The sequence below is a fragment of the Methylobacterium sp. J-068 genome (genome assembly GCF_022829445.1).
Lineage (GTDB): Bacteria > Pseudomonadota > Alphaproteobacteria > Rhizobiales > Beijerinckiaceae > Methylobacterium.
In genome coordinates this window covers 76,271-96,735 of sequence record NZ_JAKSXY010000106.1, presented here as the reverse complement: position 1 = coordinate 96,735, position 20,465 = coordinate 76,271, and the positions used below count along the sequence as shown (strand labels likewise).

Below are 20,465 nucleotides of genomic sequence, written 5' to 3'. Positions count from 1 at the left end.
GCCGGGCCAGGCGGCGGCCAGGGCCGTGGTGGTGACGAGGAGGCGCAGGCCACTGTCGCGGACCATCTCGTCCAGGCGAGGGCGAGGCAGGTCGGGGACCAGGGGCAGGAAGGCGGCGCCGGCCTTGAGGATGGCGAGGGTCGCGACGAGAAGGTCGCAGGAGCGCTCCAGGGCGAGGCCGACGAGGGTGTCGGGTCCGGCCCCGGCCCGGGCGAGGCGTCGGGCGAGGCGGGCCGCGCGGGCGTCGAGATCAGAGCGGGTCAGGCGTTCGCGGTCATCGACCACGGCGATGGCCCCGGGCGCGGCCCGGGCCTGCGCGGCGATGCGCTCCAGCACCGTGGCGGCCGGCGGGAAGCTCTGCGCCGTGGCGTTGAACCGGGAGAGTTCCGCCACATCCTGCGGCGCCAGCAGGGACACGGCCTGGATCGGGCGCTCGGGGGCGGCCACGAGGCCTACCAGCAGGGTCACGAAATGGTCGCGCCAGCGCGCGGCCGTGGCGGCGTCGATGAGGCCGGCATCGTACTCGATCTGGCCGTCGATGCCGGCGGCCGACACCGCGAGGTCCAGGGTCAGGTCGAACTTGGCGCTCCCGATGTCGAAGTCGAGGCGGGCGGCGGTGAGACCGTCCAGGGCCAGGGCGGCGCCGTCGCGGGCCGGACGCAGGTTGAATGCGGCCTGGAACACCGGCGTGTGCTGGAGATCGCGGACGATGTCGGCCTCGGCGATCAGGCGCTCGAACGGGACATCGGCATCGGCCAGGAAGGCCAGGGCTTCGCCGCGCAGGCGGTCGCACAGGTCGAGGAAGCGCACCTGCGGATCGAGGCGGACACGATAGACCTGGGTGTTGACGAAGAAGCCGACGAGGTCGTGCAGCTCCGGCCGGTTGCGCGCGGCGTTGGGGACGCCGACGGCGAAATCGGTCTGGCCGCTCAGGCGCCCGAGCAGGATCTGCCACGCGGCCAGAAGCACCACGAACGGCGTGAGACCCCGGTTCTGGCAGAGATCGGTGATGGTCCGGCACAGGGCGTCGGGCAGGGTGAAATCGACCCGGCCGCCGGGCCTGTCGGCGCGCGCCGTCCGGGGATGGTCCACGGGCAGGGCGAGGACCGGCACCGATTCCCCGAGGTAGCGCGACCAGCGCTCCAGGGTCGCCCGGCCTTCCGCGCCATCGAAGCGCGCGCGCTGCCAGGCCGCGAAATCCGCGTAGGCGAGGCTCGGGGCGGGCAATGGGCACCCTTCGCCGTCGGCCAGGGCCGCGCGGTAGGCCTGCGCGAGGTCGCCGAGGAGCCGGCCATGCGACCAGGCGTCGGCGGCGATGTGATGGACGACGACGAGGAGAGCGTGGCTGCCGTCGGGCTCGTGCGCGAGGCCGACCCGCAGGGGCGGCGCCCGGGTGAGATCGAAGGGCCGGCGGCCGAAGGCCAGGAGCCGGTCGCGCAGGGGGGCTTCCCCATCGAGGGACGCGAGGGCGAAGTCGACCTGTGGCAGGGCGCGCTGCACCGGCGTGCCGTCCTCCTCCGCGATGACCGTGCGCAGGACGTCGTGGCGCGCGATCAGGCGCCGGAAGGCGGCCTCCAGGGCGCGTGCGTCGAGGTCGCCCGTCAGCCGGAAGGCGCGCACGGAATTGTAGGCCGCGCTGTCCGGCTCGTAGCACTGCAGGAACCACAGGCGCTGCTGCGCCGCCGAGAGGGGGGCGGACGCGCCCGGTGAACGGCGCGGGATGGCGTCGGTCGTGTCGGCATCCTCCCGCAGGAGGCGGGCGAGGGCGGCGCGGCGGTCCGGTGAGACACCCGTCGTCATGCGGTGGCCTCGTGGGGATCCAGGAGGGCGGCGCGCTCCGCCTCGCTCAGGGCGGCGAGCTCGCGGCGCAGTTGCGCCGTCTCCTCCAGCCGTTCCGGTGCGGCGTAGCGGCCGAGGGCCCGGGCCAGGGCTTCGGGGCTGCGGGCGTCGAAGACGATGCCGGGGGGCACCTCGACGCGCAGCTGCTTGCGGATGCGGGCGACGAGCTTGATCACCAAGAGGGAATGTCCGCCCGCCTCGAAGAAGTCGTCCGTGGCGCCGATGGTGCCCGGCCGGCCGAGGAGGTCGGCCATGGCGTCGGCCAGGACCGCCTCCAGGGCCGTGCGCGGTTCGATCCGCGCGAAGCCGCCGGTCCAGGCGGGCTCCGGCAGGGCGGTGCGGTCGATCTTGCCGTTGGGCAGGCGCGGCAGGGCATCGAGCCCGACGATGGCCATGGGCCGCATCGGACCCGGCAAACGCTCGGCCAGCGCCGCCGCGAGCATGTCGGTCGTCGCGTCCGCCCCGGCCACCACGTAGGCGGCGAGACGCACGGTGCCGTCAGGCGCCGGCCAGGCGCGCACGGCCGCCTGACGCACCCCGTCGAGGCCGGCGAGGACGGCGGCGACCTCGCCGGGCTCGATGCGGAAGCCGCGCACCTTGACCTGCTCGTCGGCCCGGCCGGCGAGGACGAGGCCGCCGGACGGGCGGTAGCGCGCCCGGTCGCCGGTCCGGTAGAGCCGTCCCGGCCCGAACGGGTTGGCGACGAAGGCGGCGTCCGCCCCGGCGGTTCCCGGCAGGTACCCTCGGCAGAGCTGGGCGCCGCCGAGATGCAGGATGCCCTCCGCGCCCGTCGGCACGAGGTCGCCGCGTGCATCGAGGATGTAGGCTTCGCTCCCCGCCAGCACGCGGGTGAGGGGCGGGCTCTCGTCGGCCGCGTCGCCATCGACCGCGTGGACGAGAACGCCGACGCAGGCCTCGGTCGGCCCGTAATGGTTGGCGATCCGCGTCGCCGGCGCCAGGGCGCGCAGGCGATCGAGGAAGGCGGGCGGCGTCGCCTCGCCGCCGAGGATCAGGGTTCCGGGCAGGAGCCCGGTATCGTCCTCGGGCGGGGCCGCCTCGTCGAGGAGGGCGGCGAGGTGGGACGGCACCAGCTTGACGCCGTCGACGGCCTGACGGCGCAGGAAGGCGAGGAAGGCCGGGCCGTCCGCCATGTCGGCCGCGTCGGCGACGGCGAGGCAGGCACCCCGATGCAGGGCGGCGAACAGCATCGTGTTGCCGAGATCGGCCGCCACTGTCGAGGTCAGGCCGAAGCGCCGGACCCGTTCGAGGCCGAGGGCGTCGCTGACGGCCGGCGTGTAGGCGGCGATCTGGGCATGCTCGATGACGACGCCCTTGGGCGTGCCCGTCGACCCCGAGGTGAAGAGGAGGCAGGCCATCCGGTCGAGGGCCGCTCCGGCCTCGAACGGGCGGCGTTCGGGGCCGAGGGCGTCGAGGACGTCACCGAGGTGGTGGACACCCGCCTCCGGCCGCGCCTCGGTGTCGCTCAAGGTCAGGACGGCGCCGGCCAGATCCGCGAGGTGCCGCCGCCGCGCCGGGGGCCAGGACGGGTCGAGGGGCAGATAGGCGCCGCCCGCCCGCCAGACCGCCAGGATGGCGACGACGAGATCGACGGAGCGCGCCATGTCGAGGGCGACGACGGCTTCGGGGGCCACGCCTCGGCCAGCGAGCCAGGCGCCGAGGGCCGCGACCCGGTCCTCCAGTTCGGCATAGGTCAGGGTGCCGTCGCCGCCCGTGAGGGCGGGTGCGGCCGGGATGTCGCGGGCGTGGCGGGCGACGCGCTCGGGCAAGGACACCGCCGGCCGGGGATCGGGGCCGGGCCGGCCGAAGGCCAGGAGGCGGGCGCGCTCGGCCGTGCCGATGACCGGAACGTCCGGGAAGGCCGTCGCGGCGTGGTCGGGCAGGTGGGCGAGGAGCGTCTCGTACTGGTCGAGGAGGAGGGCGAGAGCCGCATTGTCGTAGAGCGCGCCATCGGCCTCGAGGGCCAGGGCGACGAGCCGGCCGTCGGCCGCGAGGGTCGCCTCCAGGCACAGTTCGAAGTCGGAAGGCCCACGGATGTCGTCGGGCGGCGCCCCGGCGCCGGGGCGCGGCGCCGGTGCGAGGGCGAAGCCGACGACGCGGTGATCGGCGCGGCCGGGGGCATCGACGGGCCAGTGCTCCTGGAAGCCGCGATGGGCGTCGAGGCGCTGCGCGAGGTCGGCGGCGAGATCGGCGACGCTGACCCGCGCATCGAAGGCGAGGCCGAGGGGCAGGATCTTCTCGAACACGCCGAGGGTCTCGGTGAAAACTTCGTAATCGCGGCGGCAGTCGTGGCGCCAGCCGGCGACGAAGGTCGTGCGCCCGGCGATGCGGCCGAGGAGCAGCCACCACGCCGCCTGGAGCACGGCCTCGGCGCCCGAGGGCTGGAGGTCCGGGCGGGCGAGGGCCGAGGTGAGCCGATCGGCGCGGGACGATTCGAGGAAGCGGGTTTCGCGGATCGGGGGGTCGGACGCAGCGCGTCCGGCCGGGCGGCGATAGGGCAGGCGCAGGGGGGCGGCCCCGGCCCCGGCATGCTCGCGCCAATAGGCCGCGGCCTCGCCGTTCGGGTCGTCGGCGGCGACCGCGTCGCGCCAGGCGATGAAGTGCGCGTAGGTGACGGCCTCCGCCTCCGACCGGAGCGGCACGTCGGCCGCGTAGGCCTCGGCGATCTGCGCGGCGAGGCGGGCGAGGCTGCCGCGATCGGCCGCGAGTCCGTCCACGTCGAGAACGAGGCGGCCGGTCTCGGGCCGCAGGGACGCGACGAGGGTCCGGCCCCGCGCGGGGTCGAGGGTCCCGCCGGCGAGGGACATCCCTGCGGGTGCGTCCACCCGGCTCTGGCGCAGGCCGCGATAACCCGGCGCGGTGGCGAAGGCGGTGCGCAGGCTGTCGTGGGCCGCCGCCACGGCGTCGAGGCTCCGGCGCAGGCGTTCCCCATCGACGGGCCGCGGCAGGCTCATCTCCAGGGTCAGGACCGGCGCGGTCCCGTCCGCCCGCAGGCGGGCGCGCTGCTCGGGGCCGAGGGGCCAGCTGTCCGCGTCACCAGCTTCCGGTTCGCGGGTGTCGGCGTGGATCGCGGCGCTCATCGGGCGGCGACCTCCGGAAGGGCTTCCCGCGCGACCATGTCGCCCATGGCGACGACGATCCGGCGCGGACCCTCGTAGGGGTCGCGGGCATGGGCGGCGAGCATGTTGTCGAGCATCACCACGTCGCCGACCCGCCAGTCGAAGCGCACGGCGCAGGCCTCGTAGAGACGGCCGATCTCGTCCATCACCGCATCCTCGATGGGGCTGCCGTCGCCGTAGCGCACGTCGCGGGGCATCCGTTCGGGGCCGACGAGGCCGAGGAGGTCGGCGCGCACCTCCGGGTCGAGGCAGCGTGTGTGGTGCAGCTGGACCTGGTTGAAGAACGCGGTCTCGCCGGTGATCGGGTGGGTGATCACCGCCGGGCAGCGGGTGCGGGTCTGCAGCTCGTTCTCGCCGATCCAGGTGAAGTCGACGCCCTCGGCCCGGCAGCGCGCCTCGACGACGGTGCGGTCGTCCGTGTGGAAGAACCGGCGCCAATCGACGTCGAAGCGCTCGGTGAAGGTGCGGACGTAGAGGAGGCCGAGGCGCGCGAAGCGCTCCGCCAGCTCCCGCGGCAGGCGGCGATGGAGTTCGCGGCCATCGACGATGGGGGTGGCCCCGCCAACGGGCGACGGCTCCTGGCAGAAGAACCACTGCTTGCGCGGCCAGGCCGGCAGGTGGGAACTCTCGTTGTGGTAGAGGATCATCTCCCGCTCGGGGTAGGGCGTCGAGCGGTAGGTGTTGGTGCCGCCCTCGTTCTTGGGCAGGTCGCCGTAGCCGCCGTAGAGGCCGGGATGCAGGGCCTCGGCGAAGGCCTCGAACTCCTGCGGCGCGGTCAGGCCGAAGCCGCGGAACAGCAGGCCCGCATGGATGCGCACCTTGGCCTCGACCCAGTCGCGCTCGCGCGACGCCCAGGCCACCGCATCGACGTCCGCCGAGAGCGGCTCGACGACGAGGGGGAAGGCCGCCCCGGGCCGGAGCGTGGACAGGCGCGCCGGCTCGCGCGGCCCCGAGGTGGGCGGACGCGGGGCGCCGAGACCCTTGAGCTTGTCGAGCTTGGACCCGAGGCGGTCGCGCGCCGCGTCGGCGGACGGGGCGGGGCTCGACGTGCTGACGGGACTGGACATGACGGTATCCTCCAGGGGCGGGAGCGGGGCGGCGCAGAGGGGGGCGTCGGGCGACGCCAGCGCCCGTTCGAGCAGGGCGGCGTAGGCGGCGGCGAGGCGGGCGATCCGCTCCGGGCGGAACAGCGTGCGCGCGAACACCCACTCGGCGGCGATGACGCCATCGGGGGCGGGAGCGTCGAGGAACAGGGCCATCTCGAACTTCGAGCCGTGGGCGGCGGCGGGGATCGGCCGCGCCGTGAGGCCCGCGACGCCGAAGGCGCCGGGCGGCGCCGTCTGCATCACGAACAGGGCCTGGACGAGGGGCGGACGGCTGCGGTCGCGCGGGGTGCCGACCGCCTCGACGATGCCGTCGAAGGGCAGGAGGGCGTGGTCGAACGCCGCCAGGGTGTCGTCGCGGACCCGCCCGAGCAGGCGCGCGAAGGTGTCGTCCGCCTCGATCCGCGCCCGCAGGGGCAGGACGTTGACGAAGAAGCCGATGAGCCCGGCGAGTTCCGGCCGGGGCCGGCCGGCGACGTCGGTGCCGACGACGAAGCGTCCGGCGCCGGTGGCGCGCGCGAGCAGGGCCTCGAAGCCCGCGAGCAGGACCATGAACGGCGAGGCCCCGTGCGCCCGGCCGAGGCGCGACAATCCCTCGACGAGGGCGCCCGGCAGGGTGACCCGCAGGCTGGCCCCCTCCTGCGAGCGGATCGGCGGGCGCGGCGCATCGGTGGGCAGGGGCAGGACCGGGGGGGTGCCGGCGAGGTGATCGCGCCAGAACGCGGCCTCGGACGCGCCCCGTTCGGCCACCACCGCGCGCTGCCAGTGGGCGTAGTCCCGGTACTGGACGGGCAAGGGGGTGGGCGGGGGCGCGAGCCCGGTGGCGGCGCGGTAGCCGGCGCCGAGATCGGTGAGGAGGAGGCCGACGGACCAGCCATCGCCGACGAGGTGATGGAGGACGACGACGAGGCGGTGCTCGGTCTCGGACAGCCGCATCAGCCGGGCGCGCAGGAGCGGCGCGCGGGTGAGGTCGAAGGGCGTGCGGGCCTCCGCGGCCTCGGCCTCGGCGAGGCGCGCGGCGCGCTCGGCCGGCGGCAGGCCAGAGAGGTCGGTCAGCGGCAGGTCGAGGGCGACGGCGTCCGCGATCCGGGCGCGGGGCAACCCGTCCTCGTCCTGGCGATAGGCGGTGCGCAGGATCGCGTGCCTGCGGATCGTGCTGCGCAGGGCCTCGCCGAGGGCGGCGTGCGACAGGGGGCCGTCGAACACGACCTGACCGGTCATGTTGTAGGCGCTGCGCTCGGCGGCGTCGCCGAGGTGCTCGGCGAGCCAGAGGCGCTGCTGGGCGAGCGACGGGCTGTCGGCGCCCTCCGGCGCGGGTGCGATGGGCGGAAGCGCGCGGGTCGGGGTTTCGGCCGGCGGGCCGGCTTCGAGGCGGGCGGCGAGATCGGCCAGGGTCAGGGGGGCGAACAGGTCGCGCAGGCTCACGTCGACGCCGAACGCCCCCCGGATGCGCTCCACGGCGCGCAGCGCCAGGAGGGAATGGCCGCCGAGGCCGAGGAAGGTGTCGCCGCGCCGGATCGCGCCGGGCTCGATGGCGAGGAGATCGGCGAAGATCGCGGCGAGGCGCGTTTCCGTTCCGGTCTCGGGGGTCGAAGGGGGACGATGCGCCGAGGCCGGGCGATCGGTGCGGTGAAGGGGGACAAGGTCGCCCGACGCGAGGCCGTCGCGGCAGGCCGAACGCCGGAGCTTGCCGCTCGTGGTCCGGGGCAGCGTGCCCGGCGCCAGCAGGGCGACGAGGGCGGCGGGTTCGCGCCAGCCCTCGGCCAGGACGGTCTCGATCCCGGCGACGACGCTCTCGGCCCGGGCCAGGGCGCCCCGGCCGATCTCGGCGGCGACGCCGAGGCCCTCGCCGTCCGGAGTCTCGACGGCGAAGACCGCGACCCGGCCGGCGCGCAGGGCCGCGACGCCCGCCTCCAGGGCGAGTTCGACATCCTGCGGATAGACGTTGTGGCCGCGCAGTATGACGAGATCCTTGAGCCGGCCGGTCACGAACAGCTCGCCGTCGCGCAGGGCGCCGAGATCGCCCGTGCGCAGCCAGATCGCACCGCGCCACGGCGCGAAGCTGCGGGCCGTCGCCTCCGGATTGCGCCAGTAGCCCCGGGCGACGCTGGCGCCGGACAGCCAGATCTCGCCGACGGACCCGTCGGGACAGGGCTCCCGGGTCTCGGGATCGACGATCCGCAGGCCCTCCGGGCGCAGGGGCCGGCCGCTGCTCACCAGCACCTGCCCATCCGAGGCCGGCACGAGGCGGTGGCGCCCGAGGTCCGGGATCGAGACCGCGACGGCGTGATGGGGGTGACCGTGTGGCTTGCTCGTCACCACCAGGGTCGCTTCCGCGAGGCCGTAGCCCGGATGCAGGGTGGTGGCGCGCAGGCCGGCCGGCGCGAAGGTCTCGGAAAAGCGCGCGAGGGTGCCGGCCCGGATCGGTTCGGCCCCGCTATAGGCGACCCGCCAGCGGGCGAGGTCGAGGCGGGCGAGGGCGGCCGGGCCGATCCGGTCGCAGCACAGGCGGTAGGCGAAGTCCGGGCCGCCGCTGATGGTGCCGCCGTGGTCGCGGATCGCCTCCAGCCAGCTCGTCGGGCGGGCGAGGAACCGCAGGGGGCTCATGAGGACGAGGGGCACGCCCGCCACGATGGGTTGGATGAGGCCGACGATGAGGCCCATATCGTGGAAGAGCGGCAGCCAGGAGACGAACACGTCGTCGGGACCGACCCCGAGGGCCTCGCGGATCATCTGCGAATTGGCCGCGATGTTGGCGTGGGCGATCTCGACGCCCTTCGGATTCGCCGTCGAGCCGGAGGTGTATTGCAGCAGCGCCAGGGATTCGGGCGCGGCGTCCTCCGGCAGCCAGTCCGGGTCCCCCGCCCAGTCGAAATCGTCCAGGCAGGTGATGCGCACATCGTCCTGCCCCGCGCAGGCGGCGGCGATGCCCTCGAGATTCGCCCGGTCGGTGAGGGCGTGGCGGGGCGCCATGTCGGCGATCATCAGCGCGAGGCGCGCCCGGTGATGCGGGTGCGGCGATTCCGGCGGATGCGACGGGACCGCGACGATGCCGGCATAGAGGCAGCCGAAGAACGCCGCCACGTAGTCGAGGCCGCTCGGCAGGGCGATGAGGGCACGTTCGCCCGGCGCGGCGGCGCCCCGGAGGCGGACGGCGACGGCGCGGGCGCGCCGGTCGAGGCCGGCATAGTCGAGGCGCGTCGCCTCCCCGGAGCCGTCGGCCAGGAAGGTCACGGCCGTGGCCTCCGGCGAGACGGTCGCGCGGTGGCGAAGGATCGCGACGAGGCCGGCCCCCGCCAGAGCATCGCGGGCGTCGAGGCGGCTCATCGCGCCGCCTCCGCGCGGTCGCGTCCGACGATGGTGCCGCGATCGAGCTTCACCAACTGATCGGCGCGGTCGAAGTAGCGGTCGTCGTGGGTGATCACCAGGAGGGTCTTGCCGCGCGCCCGCAGTTCCGGGAGGATCGTGTCGTAGAACACCGCCCGGAAGGCCGGGTCCTGGTCGGCGGCCCACTCGTCGAAGATCATCACCGGGCGGTCTTCGAGGCAGGCGGCGACGAGGGCGAGGCGCTTGCGCTGGCCGGTGGAGAGGTCGCGGGTGGAGAAGCGGCCGTCCCGCACGGTGACGCGGCCGTCGAGGCCGAGCAGGGCGAGCCAGGCCCGCGCCCGCGCGTCGAGGTCCGGGGAGGGGGTCTCCAGCAGGGTCTCGAACAGGTGGAAATCCGAGAACACCGCCGAGACGTGCTGGCGGAAGGCGGCGCGGCCCGCCTCGGTGACGGGGTGTCCGTCGAGGGCGAGGCTGCCGGCCTCCGGCGCGTAGAGGCCGGCCACGACCTTGGCGAGGGTGGTCTTGCCGCAGCCGTTGCCGCCGACGAGGAACGTCGTCTGGCCGGGGCTCAGGACGAGGTCGACGGGGCCGAGGACGAAGCTATCGCCGGTCCCGGCGTCGCGCATGCGGTGGGTCAGGCCCGCGAGGGTCACGGTCGCGGTGCGCGATGCCTGGCCGACGACGCCCGTCGGTTCGGGCGGGAGATCGGCGAAGGTTGCGGCGATGCGGGCCGCGCCGACCCGGGCCATGCCGATGAGGGGCATCGTGCTCAGCACGGCCTCCAGGGGCCCCATTAGATAAAGGAAGGCGACGACGTAGCCGGTGGTCACGGCCGGATCGCGCGCACCGCCCAGGGGCAGGAACAGCGTCATCCCGATGAGGGCCAGGAACAGCAGGCGGCCCCAGCCGCCCGCCACGGCGAGGATCGCGAGGCCCCGGCTGCGGTGATGGGCCAGGCCATCCACCGCCCGCGCCAGGATCTCGTCGAGGAAGCGCCGGGCCTTGCCCCGGTTGAGCCGGAGTTCCTTGGCTCCCGCGCCGAGGGCGAGGAAGTGCTGGAACAATTGGTCCTGCTCGCGCCCGGCCTGCGCCAGATGGGTGCCGACCCGCCCGTAACAGACCGAGTAGCCCGCGGCACCCAGGCCGATGACCACCAGGGAGGCGAGGAACAGGGGCACGGACAGGATGGCGAGGTAGGCCAGGGTCGACACCACGATCACCCCGTTGGTGACGAGGATCGGCAGGGCCACCAGCAGGTTGGCGATCTGGTTGGAATCCTCGGCCACCAGGGCCTGGATCCGGGCGCTGCCCACGGCCTCCAGGCGGCCGAAGGGCGCGGCCTGGACGCGTTCGGCGATGGCGCGGCGGAGATCCGCAAGACTGCGCTGGCCGAGATCGGCGAAGAGGGCGCGCGAGACGACGAGGCCCCCCGCCGCCGCCACGGATGTGGCGGCGAACACGGCCAGGCGTCCCGCCTCGGCCGGATCGGGCGCGTGCAGGGCCTGGTTGATCAGGACGACGAGCCCGGTGCTCGCCCCACCTCCGACGAGGCTGGCCAGACTCGCCAGGGCGAGGCGCCCGCGCAGGGCGCGGATCATCGCCGGCCAGACGGAGAATCCGCCCTCGCCTTCGCCCGACGCGACGCCGGGCAGGCGCGCCCCGGCGCGGGCACCAAGGGCCACGGAATCGGCCCCCATCAGGCGGGGTGGCCCGAGGCTTGGCCGCCGGCCTCCGCCATGGCGACCACGACCTTGCGCGGTCCCCGGAACGGCGTGCGCGCATGGGCCGTCAGCATGTTGTCGAGCATCACCACGTCGCCCGATTCCCAGGGGAACGTGATGGTGTGGGCGTCGAGGACCTCGCGCACGGTGGCGAGGTCGGCGTCCGGAATGGGTGAGCCGTCGCCGTAATAGACGTTGCGCGGCAGGTCCGGCTCGTCGACGAGTTCGAGGAGGGTGGCGCGGACCTCGGGTTCGAGGTTCGAGACGTGGAACAGGTGGGCCTGGTTGAACCAGAGCGCTTCCCCGGTCACCGGGTGCGTGGCGACGCCCTGGCAGATCTGGCGCGTGCGCAACGCGCCATCCGGCTTCCACTCGCAGGTGATGCCATGGCCGGCGCAGTAGGCCTCGACCACGGCCCGGTCCTCGGTGCCGAACACCTGCTCCCACGCGACGTCGAGGTCGTTGCCGTAGTTGCGCACGTACATGAGGCCGGCGCCGGCGAAGCGGTCGCGGATGGCCTCGGGCATGGCCCGGTGGATGGCGCGGCTGTCGGCGATGGGCGTCTCGCCGCCCTCGGGCGCCGCCAGCTCGCAATAGAACCAGATCTTCATCGGCCAGTCGCGGGCATAGGCCTGCTCGTTGTGCAGGGGGATGTGCTGGTGGGGCGGGTACTCCGTCGAGGTGTAGACCCCTTGGGTGATCTGCGTACGCGGCGTCGAGCCGAACTCGTAGGTGAGGAGGTCGTGGCCGAAGCCGGCCGCGAAGCTCCGGAACGCGTCGGCGCCGCCGAGGCCGAATCCGCGCAGGAGCAGGCCGCCGGCCGCGTGGAGATGCGTGTCCGCCGCCGCGCGGATCGCCGGCAGGGCTTCGATGAGATCCGGGGTCTGCCCGTCGGCCGGCGTCACGAGGAGCGGCAGGGGGCCGTCCGCGCGGAGCGGGCGAATCGCGATGTTCGTCATGCGGGGGCTCCCTCCGTCGTCGCGTCTCGGCGCCCTGGGGCGCGCATGGGGCCATGCAGCGGTGCAGAGATCCGGCGCCCGATGCAGTCGAGCACGGCGCCCCGGTGCTCGTGGATGAAGAAGTGGCCGCCCTCGAACAGGGCGAGGTCGAAGCCCGCCAGCGTCTCCCGGCTCCAGGCTTCGAGGCCGGCGCGGGTCACCGTGTCCTGCCGCCCGCCGAGCGCCTGGATCGGGCAGGGCAGGGGCGACCGCGCGCGGTGGACATAGGCCCCGCACATGAGGAAGTCGGCCCGGAGGACCGGCAGCACGAGGGCCATCAGCTCGGCATCCGCCAGGGCCTCCTCCGGGGTCCCGCTGCGGGTCCGCAACAGATCGATCAGGTCCGCGTCGCTGCGGGCGCGCCGGAACGTCGCGTCGTCGCGCAGCGCCGGGGCCTCGGAGCCGGAGACGAACAGCACCCGGGGTGCCGGGGCGCCCCGGGCGATCAGGGCGTGGACGAGTTCGAAGGCCAGGAGGGCGCCGAGGCTGTGCCCGAACACGGCGTAGGGTGGGGCGCCCGGACCCGTCACGTGCTCCTCGATCACGTGCCCCTCGATCTCGTCCGCGAGCCGGGCGGCGAGGCGGTGCGGATCGGTGAAGAGTGCCTCGGCCATGCGGGCGCCGCGGCCCGGCAATTCCACCGGGATCACGTCGATGCCGTCGGGCAGGGATCGGCGCCAGCGCCCGTAGATCGCCGCGCTCGCCCCCGAATAGGGCAGGCACAGGAGCCGCACGGTCTCGGCCTCCGTCATGACTGCGTCGCCGACGCCTCGCCCCGAGCCTGCGCCTCCATTTGCCGGCGCAGGCTCAAGGGGCGCATGTCGGTCCAGAGTTCGTCGATTCGCGCGAGGCATTCCGCCTTGGGGCGCGGCTCGCCGAGGGGCGACCACCCCGCCGGAACCGGGCGATAGCTCGGCCAGATGGAATATTGCTCCTCTTCGTTCACGACGACGTAGAACCGCGTGTCTTCCCGATCGAAGGCCATGGTCTGCCATCCGCCCAAGTTGCCGACGCTATTTCCGGCGCCGATCCGTCTGATGGCAGCATATCTAGGGCAATGTGCTCGGCTGATCAAACGATCTTGAGCGTATTCAGAAAAATTGGAACGAATATAATCTCTTTCTTAGAAATTAGAATAGATAAAATCTGCGTATCAACTTGATAATAACCGCCAATAGGCGATATGTACTTCAACTCAACGCCTGGGGAATCCGGAGCAGGGGCTCGGATTCGCTCTCCAAGGCGCTGAATATGGTGGAATTTTCTCCTTGGACACGAGGAGACCTGACGCGAGTGGACATGCGCTTCCCATCCCATCAGGCCGTCCCCGGACCGTCCCTCGTGACGGTACGGAACGAATCCCGCCTCGCGGTCCGCGAGGGCGAGGCCGAGCGCCTCGTCCTGCGATTCGCGCCGGATGCCGGCACGCTCGAACTCGCCACGCCCCTCGCATCCGCTGCCCTCGCCGTGCCGGCCTTCGCCGCCGGCCTCGAGGCGGCGTTCGGCTGGCATCCCGAGCACGAGCGCCTGCGCGTCGATCTCGCCGGACGGGCCGCCGACCCCGTGGTCCAGGCCCTCCTGCGCGAGGGACTCCTGCTGGGGGAGGGCGGCACGCTCCATGCCCTGGCGGCCCAGGCGATGCAGCGGCCCGACCCCTGGCTCGCCGCGCGCCACGCGCCCTTCCCGCAGGTTCCCGTCCTCAGTCATGGACGCCGGCATCCGCGCCGCCCGCCCAAGCCCCAGGGCACGGTCTACGCCCGCTACCTGCCGCGCCTCGGCCGGACTTTTTCCCTGCGGGCGGCCACCCTCGCGGACGACCTCGACCGCCTCCACCGCTGGATGAACGATCCCCGGATCGCCGCCTTCTGGGGGGAGGAGGGCGACCTCGACAAGCACCGTCGCTATCTGGACGACCTCATCGCCGATCCGCACATGCTGCCGCTCGTCGGCAGTTTCGACGGAGAGGCCTTCGCGTATTTCGAGATCTACTGGGCCAAGGAGAACCGCTTGGCGCCGTTCTACGACGCGTGGGATTACGACCGTGGCTGGCACGTTCTAGTGGGCGAGGAGCGCTTTTCCGGGCGCGACTACATCGGCGCCTGGCTGCCCTCCCTCATGCACTACCTGTTCCTCGACGATCCGCGCACGCAGCGCATCGTCGGCGAGCCGGCCGCCTCGCATGTCCGGCAGATCCGGAACCTCGAGACCTCGGGGTTCGCCCGCCTCTCGACCTTCGATTTTCCGCACAAGCGCGCGGCGCTGGTGATGCTCCTGCGCGAGCGCTTCTTCGGCGACCGCCTCTGGCTGCCCGCCGATTTGCGGATGCCGGCACCGGAATGACCCCGGGCAACGCTCCCCCCCGCGACCTGCCCCCCTACGACCTGCTCGGGGTCGGGTTCGGACCCTCGAATCTCGCCCTGGCCATCGCCCTCGACGAGCGCGCCCGCCGGACCGGGGCCGGCTTTCGCTATCGCTTCCTCGAGCGGCAGGCGGGCTTCACCTGGCATGGCGGCATGCTGCTGCCGGGCAGCGACATGCAGATCTGCTTTCTCAAGGACCTCGTGACCCTGCGCGATCCGACGAGCCCGCTGACCTTCGTCAACTACCTGCACGGCCAGGGCCGGCTCCAGGACTTCATCAACCTCCGGACGTTCTATCCGAGCCGGGTCGAGTTCAACGACTACCTGCGCTGGGTGGCCGACCGCTTCGCCGACCGCTGCGCTTACGGAGAGACCGTGCTGGCCGTCGAGCCGGAGCCGGCAGTGGACGGCAGGGTGGAGGTGCTGCGGGTCTCGACCCGGGACGCGAGCGGGGACATCGTCGAGCGCCGGACCCGCAACCTCGTGGTCGCGGCGGGCGGCACCGCCCATGTGCCGGAGGTGTTCGGGCAGGCCGCCCGGGACGGCCGCGTGTTCCATTCCAGCGCCTATCTCGACCGCGTCTCGACCGACCGGGCAGCGCTCGGCCTCGACGCCGAGGGCGCCCGCGTCGCGGTGGTGGGCGGAGGCCAGAGCGCGGCCGAGATCAGCCACGACCTGCACGCGCGGTTCCCGCGCCTGTGCATCGACCTCGTCTTCCGGGGCCACGCCCTGAAGCCTTCGGATTCCTCGCCCTTCGTCAACGAGATCTTCAATCCCGCCTACACCGACTTCGTCTACGCCCAGCCGGAGGAGCGGCGCGACGCCATCGTGCGGACCTTCCGCAACACCAACTACGCCGTCGTCGACGCCGACCTTCTCGCCGCCCTCTACGCGATCCTCTACCAGCAGAAGATCGGCGGCCTCGAGCGCCTGCGCCTGCGCCCGCGTCACGAGATCGTCGGTGTCGCCAGCGCGCGCGATGGGATCGTCCTCGCGACCCACGACCGCTTCTCCGCGACCGACGCGGTTGGCACCTACGCCTGTGTCATCCTGGCGACGGGCTACGATCGCAGCGCGCACGCGCCCTTTCTCGATCCCATCGCAGCCTACCGCACGGGCGATACGGTGGAGCGCGACTACAAGGCACCGACCGTGCCGGGTTTCGCGCCCGGCATCTACCTTCAAGGATATTCGGAATTCTCGCACGGTCTCAGCGATACGCTACTGTCCGTCGTCGCAACCCGTTCCCAGGACATCGTAGACAGCCTGTTCAGGAATGCCGACGCGCGGTCGCGCGGGCTGACCTCGATGAGTCATGGCGTCTCCTTGTAACGCCGGAAGGAGAGGGCGGCCGAACCCCGGTGGTCGCTCTTTTCGCCCTCCTGCGCACCCCGAACGATATTCGCATAAGATATATTATGGAACTTGATCGGTCGGGATCGGGGTGAGGGGACCTCGATCAGCCTGGATTCACCCTTTCCCGATACCCGATCTTCACGGCGTTCGCGACGGATCGGGGCGTGAGTTCCGGGCAAAACCCGGATGAGGGTCACCCTCGCGCCTTAATCCGTGCCGCCCCTCTCGCCGACGTCATAATTTTTCCCCATAATACAAGATACGGGCGCTGTCGGAGCGGAGGCCCGCTCGAATCAGCTCTCTCCCGAAGCGAACGCGATGTCGATTTTTGCGCGCCCCACCGCAACCTCGATCCTTGCCGTGATGGCATTCGGGTCCATTGCGTTCGCCACCGGAATGCAGGCTCGGGCGGAGCCGGAGCGCGTGGCCCTGGTGCAATCGGCCCCGGATGCCGCGATGGAGGCCGCCAAGGCGGCGGGCACCAGTTCCCTCGAGAGTGGCAAGTCCGGCACCGTCACCCGGGCCGCCATCCCGCGCCGGGCGCTCGCCCGCCTGCCCCGGCTCGCCAGCCTCATCGCCAAGGGCAACCCCATCCGCATCGTGGCCTTCGGCTCGTCCTCGACCGAGGGCTCCGGCGCTTCCTCGCCGGCCACGACCTACCCGGCCCAGCTCCAGCGGGACCTCACGGCGCGACTGAGCCTGATCGGGGCCGACCATTCCTCCGTCACGGTCGTGAACCGCGGCAAGGGCGGCGACGATTCCGAGGCGATGGCCCGTCGCCTGGAGCGCGACGTGCTCGCCGACAAGCCCGACCTCGTCATCTGGCAGACCGGCAGCAACGACCCGATGAGCGGGGTCAGCGTCGAGCGCTTCGCCGAACTGACCCGCGCCGGCATCCAGGCCATGCGGGCGACCGGGGCCGACGTGGTGCTGATGGACCAGCAATGGTGCAAGAAGCTGTCGACCACCGATGGGGCCGAGCGCTACGGCGCCGCCCTGCACGCCATCGCCAGCGAGCTCAACGTGCCGGTGATCCGGCGCAACGCGATGATGCGGGCCTGGGCCGCGCAGGGGCTGCTGACGCCCACCCAGATGATCGGCCCCGACGGGCTCCACATGACCGATGCGGGCTACGATCGCCTCGCCCGCGCCGCGACCGCGCAGCTCCTCGCCAATGCCGGGCTGCCGCAGGACGCCGGCACCCAGAACTAGCGGCCGGGGAGGCGGGGCGCGGAACCGCCCTCCTCCCGGATGCCCAAGGATCCCCCGATGCCTAGAGGTCCAGCGTGACGCTCAGGCCGTCATGGGCCGGCACCACGTTCGGCGGCAGCTTGGCGCTCAGCGTCGCGTAGTCGAGATCCGTGTGCAGGTTCGTCAGGATGGCGCGGCGCGGGCGCAGCGTCTCGATCAGCGCCAGGGCGTCCGAGACCGAATAGTGGGTCGGGTGCGGGGTTTCCCGCAGGGCGTCGATGATCAGCAGGTCGAGGTCGTGCAGGCGCGCCTGGGCCGCCTCCGGCATCAGGCTGACATCGGGCGCGTAGGCCACCGGACCGAAGCGGAAGCCGAGCGCCGCCTCGTTGCCGTGCTCCAGGCCGAAGGGCAGGGCCGACAGGGTCCCGCCCGGGCCCTCCACCTCCGTCCGCTCCCCGTCCCGCAGGTCGTTCATGTCGAGGATCGGCGGGTACTCGCTGCCGGGCGGCGTCTCGAAGCAGTAGCCGAAGCGCGCCTCCAGCAGGTTCCGGGTCCGGGCATCGGCGAAGACCGGGATGCGCTGGCGCATATGGATGACCAGCGCCCGCACGTCGTCGATGCCGTGGGTGTGGTCGGCATGGGCATGGGTGAACAGGATCGCGTCGAGGCGCTGGACGGAGTGTCCCAGCAGCTGCTCGCGCAGGTCGGGCGCGGTGTCGACGAGGAGGGTGGTGGCGGGCGCGCCCGGCTCGTCGTGACGCTCCACCAGGAGCGAGCAGCGCCGGCGCCGGTTCTTCGGCTCGCCCGGATCGCACGCGCCCCAGCCGTAGCCGACGCGGGGCACGCCCCCCGACGAGCCGCAGCCGAGGATCGTCACAGTCAATGCACCCATCGGCACCTCCGCCCTCGTTGGTATCGGAGGGACCCCGCGGCTGTCACGCCTTCGTCACCCCACATCCGCGTCACCCGACGTCGTCGTCGAGGCCCCCTGCCCGCTCATCCCGCGGCCTTGTGGAACAGGCGGTGGAAATTGGCCGTGGTCAGCGCGGCGAAGTCCGAAAACGCCATGTCGAGGGTCTGGGCCAGGGAGCGGGCGGTGTCCGCCGTATAGGCCGGCTCGTTGGTGCGGCCGCGATGCGGCTCGGGCGCCAGGAAGGGCGCGTCGGTCTCCACCAGGATGCGGTCGCGCGGGACGCTCTGCGCGATCGCGCGGAGCTCGTGCGAGCGCCGGAAGGTGACGATGCCGGAGAAGGACACGGACAGGCCGAGCTCGACGCCCACCGCGGCGAGGCGCGCGCCGGACGAGAAGCAGTGCAGGACGGCCGTGAACGGCCCGCGCGCCATCTCGTCGACGAGGATCGCCTCCATCTCCGCATCCGCGTCGCGGGAATGAATGACGAGCGGCAGGCCGGTCTCCCGGGCGGCCGCGATGTGGCGCCGGAAGACCCGCTCCTGCACCGCCTCGGGGGCGGCGTTGTCGTAGTGGAAATCGAGGCCCGCCTCGCCGATGCCGACGCAGCGCGGGTGACGGGCGCGCGCCACGATGGCCTCGGTCGGCACGTCGGGCTCGTCCCCCGCCCCGTCCGGATGGGTGCCGATGGTGTGCCAGATCTCGGGGTTGGCCTCCGACAGGGCCTCGTAGGTCCGGGCCTTGGCGACCCGCGTGGAGATCGTGAGCATCCGGGTCACGCCGGCGGCCCGAGCCCGGGCGATCACGTTGGGCAGATCCTCCGAGAAGTTCGGAAAATCGAGGTGGCAATGGCTGTCGACCAGCATGACGAGGCTCGGGAAACCGTTCTGATGAGGGAGGTGCCGTCGCTCAGGCGGACGGCGCCTCGGGCTCGACGAAGCGCGGGAACAGGCCGGCGGGGGCGGGGAGCGCCGTGCCGGGGACGAGGCGGCCCCCCTCCCCCACATCGGCGAGGCGGCGCCGGTCCGCCGGCACGGCCAGCAGGTCGAGGAGTCTGGCGGCCGAGCCCGGCATGAAGGGCTGCACCAGGATGCCGATGGCCCGCAGGGTCTCGGCCACGACGTAGAGCGAGGCCGCCATCCGCGCCGGATCGGATTTGCGCAGCACCCAGGGCTTCTGCGCGTCGAAGTAGCGGTCGGAGGCCGTCACCACGGCCCAGATCTCGGCGAGCGCGGTGTGGAGCGCGAGCCGGTCCATGGCGTCGCGCACGGTGCCCGGCAGGGCATCGGCCAGGGCCAGCAGGGCGCGGTCGTCCTCGGTGAAGTCGCCGTGCTCGGGAACCGTCCCCGAAAGGTTCTTGGCGATCATCGAGAGCGAGCGCTGGGCGAGGTTGCCGAGCCCGTTCGAGAGGTCCGCCGTGTAGCGGGTGATGATCGCCTCGTGGCTGTAATTGCCGTCGCCGCCGAAGGGCACCTCGCGCAGCACGAAGTGGCGGACCGCGTCGACGCCGTAGGTGCCGATCAGGTCCATCGGGTCGACGACGTTGCCGAGGGACTTCGACATCTTCTCGCCCTTCGAGAGCAGGAAGCCGTGGCCGAAGACGCGGCGCGGCAGCGGCAGGCCCGCCGAGAGCAGGAAGGCCGGCCAGTACACCGCGTGGAAGCGCACGATGTCCTTGCCGATGACGTGCAGGTCCATCGGCCAGAACCGGCTTCGCGGATCGGCCGCGTCGGGAAAGCCCGTGACGCTGAGGTAGTTGGTCAGCGCGTCGACCCAGACGTACATGACGTGGTCGGGATGGCCGGGCACCGGCACGCCCCAGTCGAAGTTGGTGCGGCTGATGGAGAAGTCCTTCAGGCCGGAGCGCACGAAGCTCGCCACCTCGTTGCGCCGGGTCTCGGGGCCGATGAAGTCGGGCTGCGCCTCGTAGAGGGCGAGCAGCCGGTCCTGATAGGCGGAGAGACGGAAAAGGAAATTCTCCTCCTCCATCCAGGTCAGCGGCGTGCCGGTCTCGCGCGAGCGCCGGGTCCCGTCCGGCGCCGTCTCGGTCTCGTCCTCGGCGTAGTAGGCCTCGTCGCGCACCGAGTACCAGCCGGCGTATTTCGACAGGTAGATGTCGCCGTTGGCCTCCATCCGGCGCCAGAGTTCCTGGGCGGCGGCGTAATGCGCGGGCTCGGTGGTGCGGATGAAGCGGTCGTGGCTGCAATCCAGCGCCTCGGCCATGGCGCGGAAGCGCGCGGACATGTCGTCCACGAGTTCGCGGGGGCTAATGCCGGCCCTGGCGGCGGTCTGCTGGATCTTGACGCCGTGCTCGTCGGTGCCGGTGGAGAACAGCACGTCGTAGCCGTCGATCCGCTTGAAGCGCGCGATCGCGTCCGTGGCGATCACCTCGTAGGCATGGCCGATATGCGGCGCGCCGTTGGGATAGGAGATCGCGGTGGAGAGGCTGAAGGTCTTGTCGGCTGCCGGGTCGGTCGCGGTCACGTCGAAGGGTTCCCCGGATACGCGGTTCATGGGATCACA

13 protein-coding genes are annotated in these 20,465 nt (G+C 72.6%); 3 read left to right on the top strand and 10 right to left on the bottom strand.

Going from position 1 to position 20,465, the window contains the following annotated elements:
• The 7 genes from MKK54_RS18535 to MKK54_RS18505 all read right to left on the bottom strand — a co-directional run.
• Positions 1-1,800: condensation domain-containing protein (locus MKK54_RS18535; RefSeq protein ID WP_244012891.1), on the bottom strand; the 1,800-nt coding region annotated here is incomplete at its 3' end.
• Positions 1,797-4,937: an amino acid adenylation domain-containing protein gene (locus MKK54_RS18530; RefSeq protein ID WP_244012889.1), complete on the bottom strand. Its 3,141-nt coding sequence runs from the start codon at positions 4,935-4,937 to the stop codon at positions 1,797-1,799. The genes MKK54_RS18535 and MKK54_RS18530, both read right to left, overlap by 4 nt.
• A complete protein-coding gene (locus tag MKK54_RS18525) occupies positions 4,934-9,406 on the bottom strand; it encodes a condensation domain-containing protein (RefSeq protein WP_244012886.1) in 4,473 nt (1,490 codons plus the stop codon). Before MKK54_RS18525 ends, MKK54_RS18530 begins: the two co-directional genes overlap by 4 nt.
• On the bottom strand, positions 9,403-11,103 hold the full coding sequence (locus MKK54_RS18520; protein WP_244012884.1) for a cyclic peptide export ABC transporter: 1,701 nt from the start codon (positions 11,101-11,103) through the stop codon (positions 9,403-9,405). Before MKK54_RS18520 ends, MKK54_RS18525 begins: the two co-directional genes overlap by 4 nt.
• The gene (locus MKK54_RS18515) at positions 11,103-12,086 is read right to left on the bottom strand and encodes a TauD/TfdA family dioxygenase (RefSeq protein ID WP_244012882.1); all 984 of its coding nucleotides are present in this window, start codon (positions 12,084-12,086) and stop codon (positions 11,103-11,105) included. Before MKK54_RS18515 ends, MKK54_RS18520 begins: the two co-directional genes overlap by 1 nt.
• On the bottom strand, positions 12,083-12,877 hold the full coding sequence (locus MKK54_RS18510) for a thioesterase II family protein (RefSeq protein ID WP_244012880.1): 795 nt from the start codon (positions 12,875-12,877) through the stop codon (positions 12,083-12,085). Before MKK54_RS18510 ends, MKK54_RS18515 begins: the two co-directional genes overlap by 4 nt.
• Positions 12,874-13,110, bottom strand: coding sequence for an MbtH family protein (locus MKK54_RS18505; protein ID WP_244012878.1), 237 nt, complete (start codon positions 13,108-13,110; stop codon positions 12,874-12,876). Before MKK54_RS18505 ends, MKK54_RS18510 begins: the two co-directional genes overlap by 4 nt.
• A 356-nt stretch (positions 13,111-13,466) precedes the next feature.
• Here MKK54_RS18505 and MKK54_RS18500 point away from each other — a divergent pair, with 356 nt between their 5' ends.
• The 3 genes from MKK54_RS18500 to MKK54_RS18490 all read left to right on the top strand — a co-directional run bounded on the left by MKK54_RS18500 (position 13,467) and on the right by MKK54_RS18490 (position 17,053).
• On the top strand, positions 13,467-14,465 hold the full coding sequence (locus MKK54_RS18500) for a GNAT family N-acetyltransferase (protein ID WP_244012876.1): 999 nt from the start codon (positions 13,467-13,469) through the stop codon (positions 14,463-14,465).
• Positions 14,462-15,817, top strand: a complete 1,356-nt coding sequence (locus MKK54_RS18495; RefSeq protein ID WP_244012874.1) for a lysine N(6)-hydroxylase/L-ornithine N(5)-oxygenase family protein — start codon at positions 14,462-14,464, stop codon at positions 15,815-15,817. The genes MKK54_RS18500 and MKK54_RS18495 overlap by 4 nt, the downstream gene beginning before the upstream one ends.
• 387 nt (positions 15,818-16,204) lie before the next feature.
• Positions 16,205-17,053, top strand: a complete 849-nt coding sequence (locus MKK54_RS18490; RefSeq protein ID WP_244012872.1) for an SGNH/GDSL hydrolase family protein — start codon at positions 16,205-16,207, stop codon at positions 17,051-17,053.
• A 61-nt stretch (positions 17,054-17,114) separates the two neighbouring features.
• Here the strand turns inward: MKK54_RS18490 and MKK54_RS18485 are convergent, their stop codons facing one another.
• The 3 genes from MKK54_RS18485 to metG all read right to left on the bottom strand — a co-directional run bounded on the left by MKK54_RS18485 (position 17,115) and on the right by metG (position 20,456).
• Positions 17,115-17,924, bottom strand: a complete 810-nt coding sequence (locus MKK54_RS18485; protein WP_244012870.1) for an MBL fold metallo-hydrolase — start codon at positions 17,922-17,924, stop codon at positions 17,115-17,117.
• A gap of 104 nt (positions 17,925-18,028) precedes the next feature.
• Positions 18,029-18,808, bottom strand: a complete 780-nt coding sequence (locus tag MKK54_RS18480; protein ID WP_244012868.1) for a TatD family hydrolase — start codon at positions 18,806-18,808, stop codon at positions 18,029-18,031.
• A gap of 43 nt (positions 18,809-18,851) precedes the next feature.
• The gene (gene metG / locus MKK54_RS18475) at positions 18,852-20,456 is read right to left on the bottom strand and encodes a methionine--tRNA ligase (RefSeq protein WP_244012866.1); all 1,605 of its coding nucleotides are present in this window, start codon (positions 20,454-20,456) and stop codon (positions 18,852-18,854) included.
• Positions 20,457-20,465: the final 9 nt, after the last annotated feature.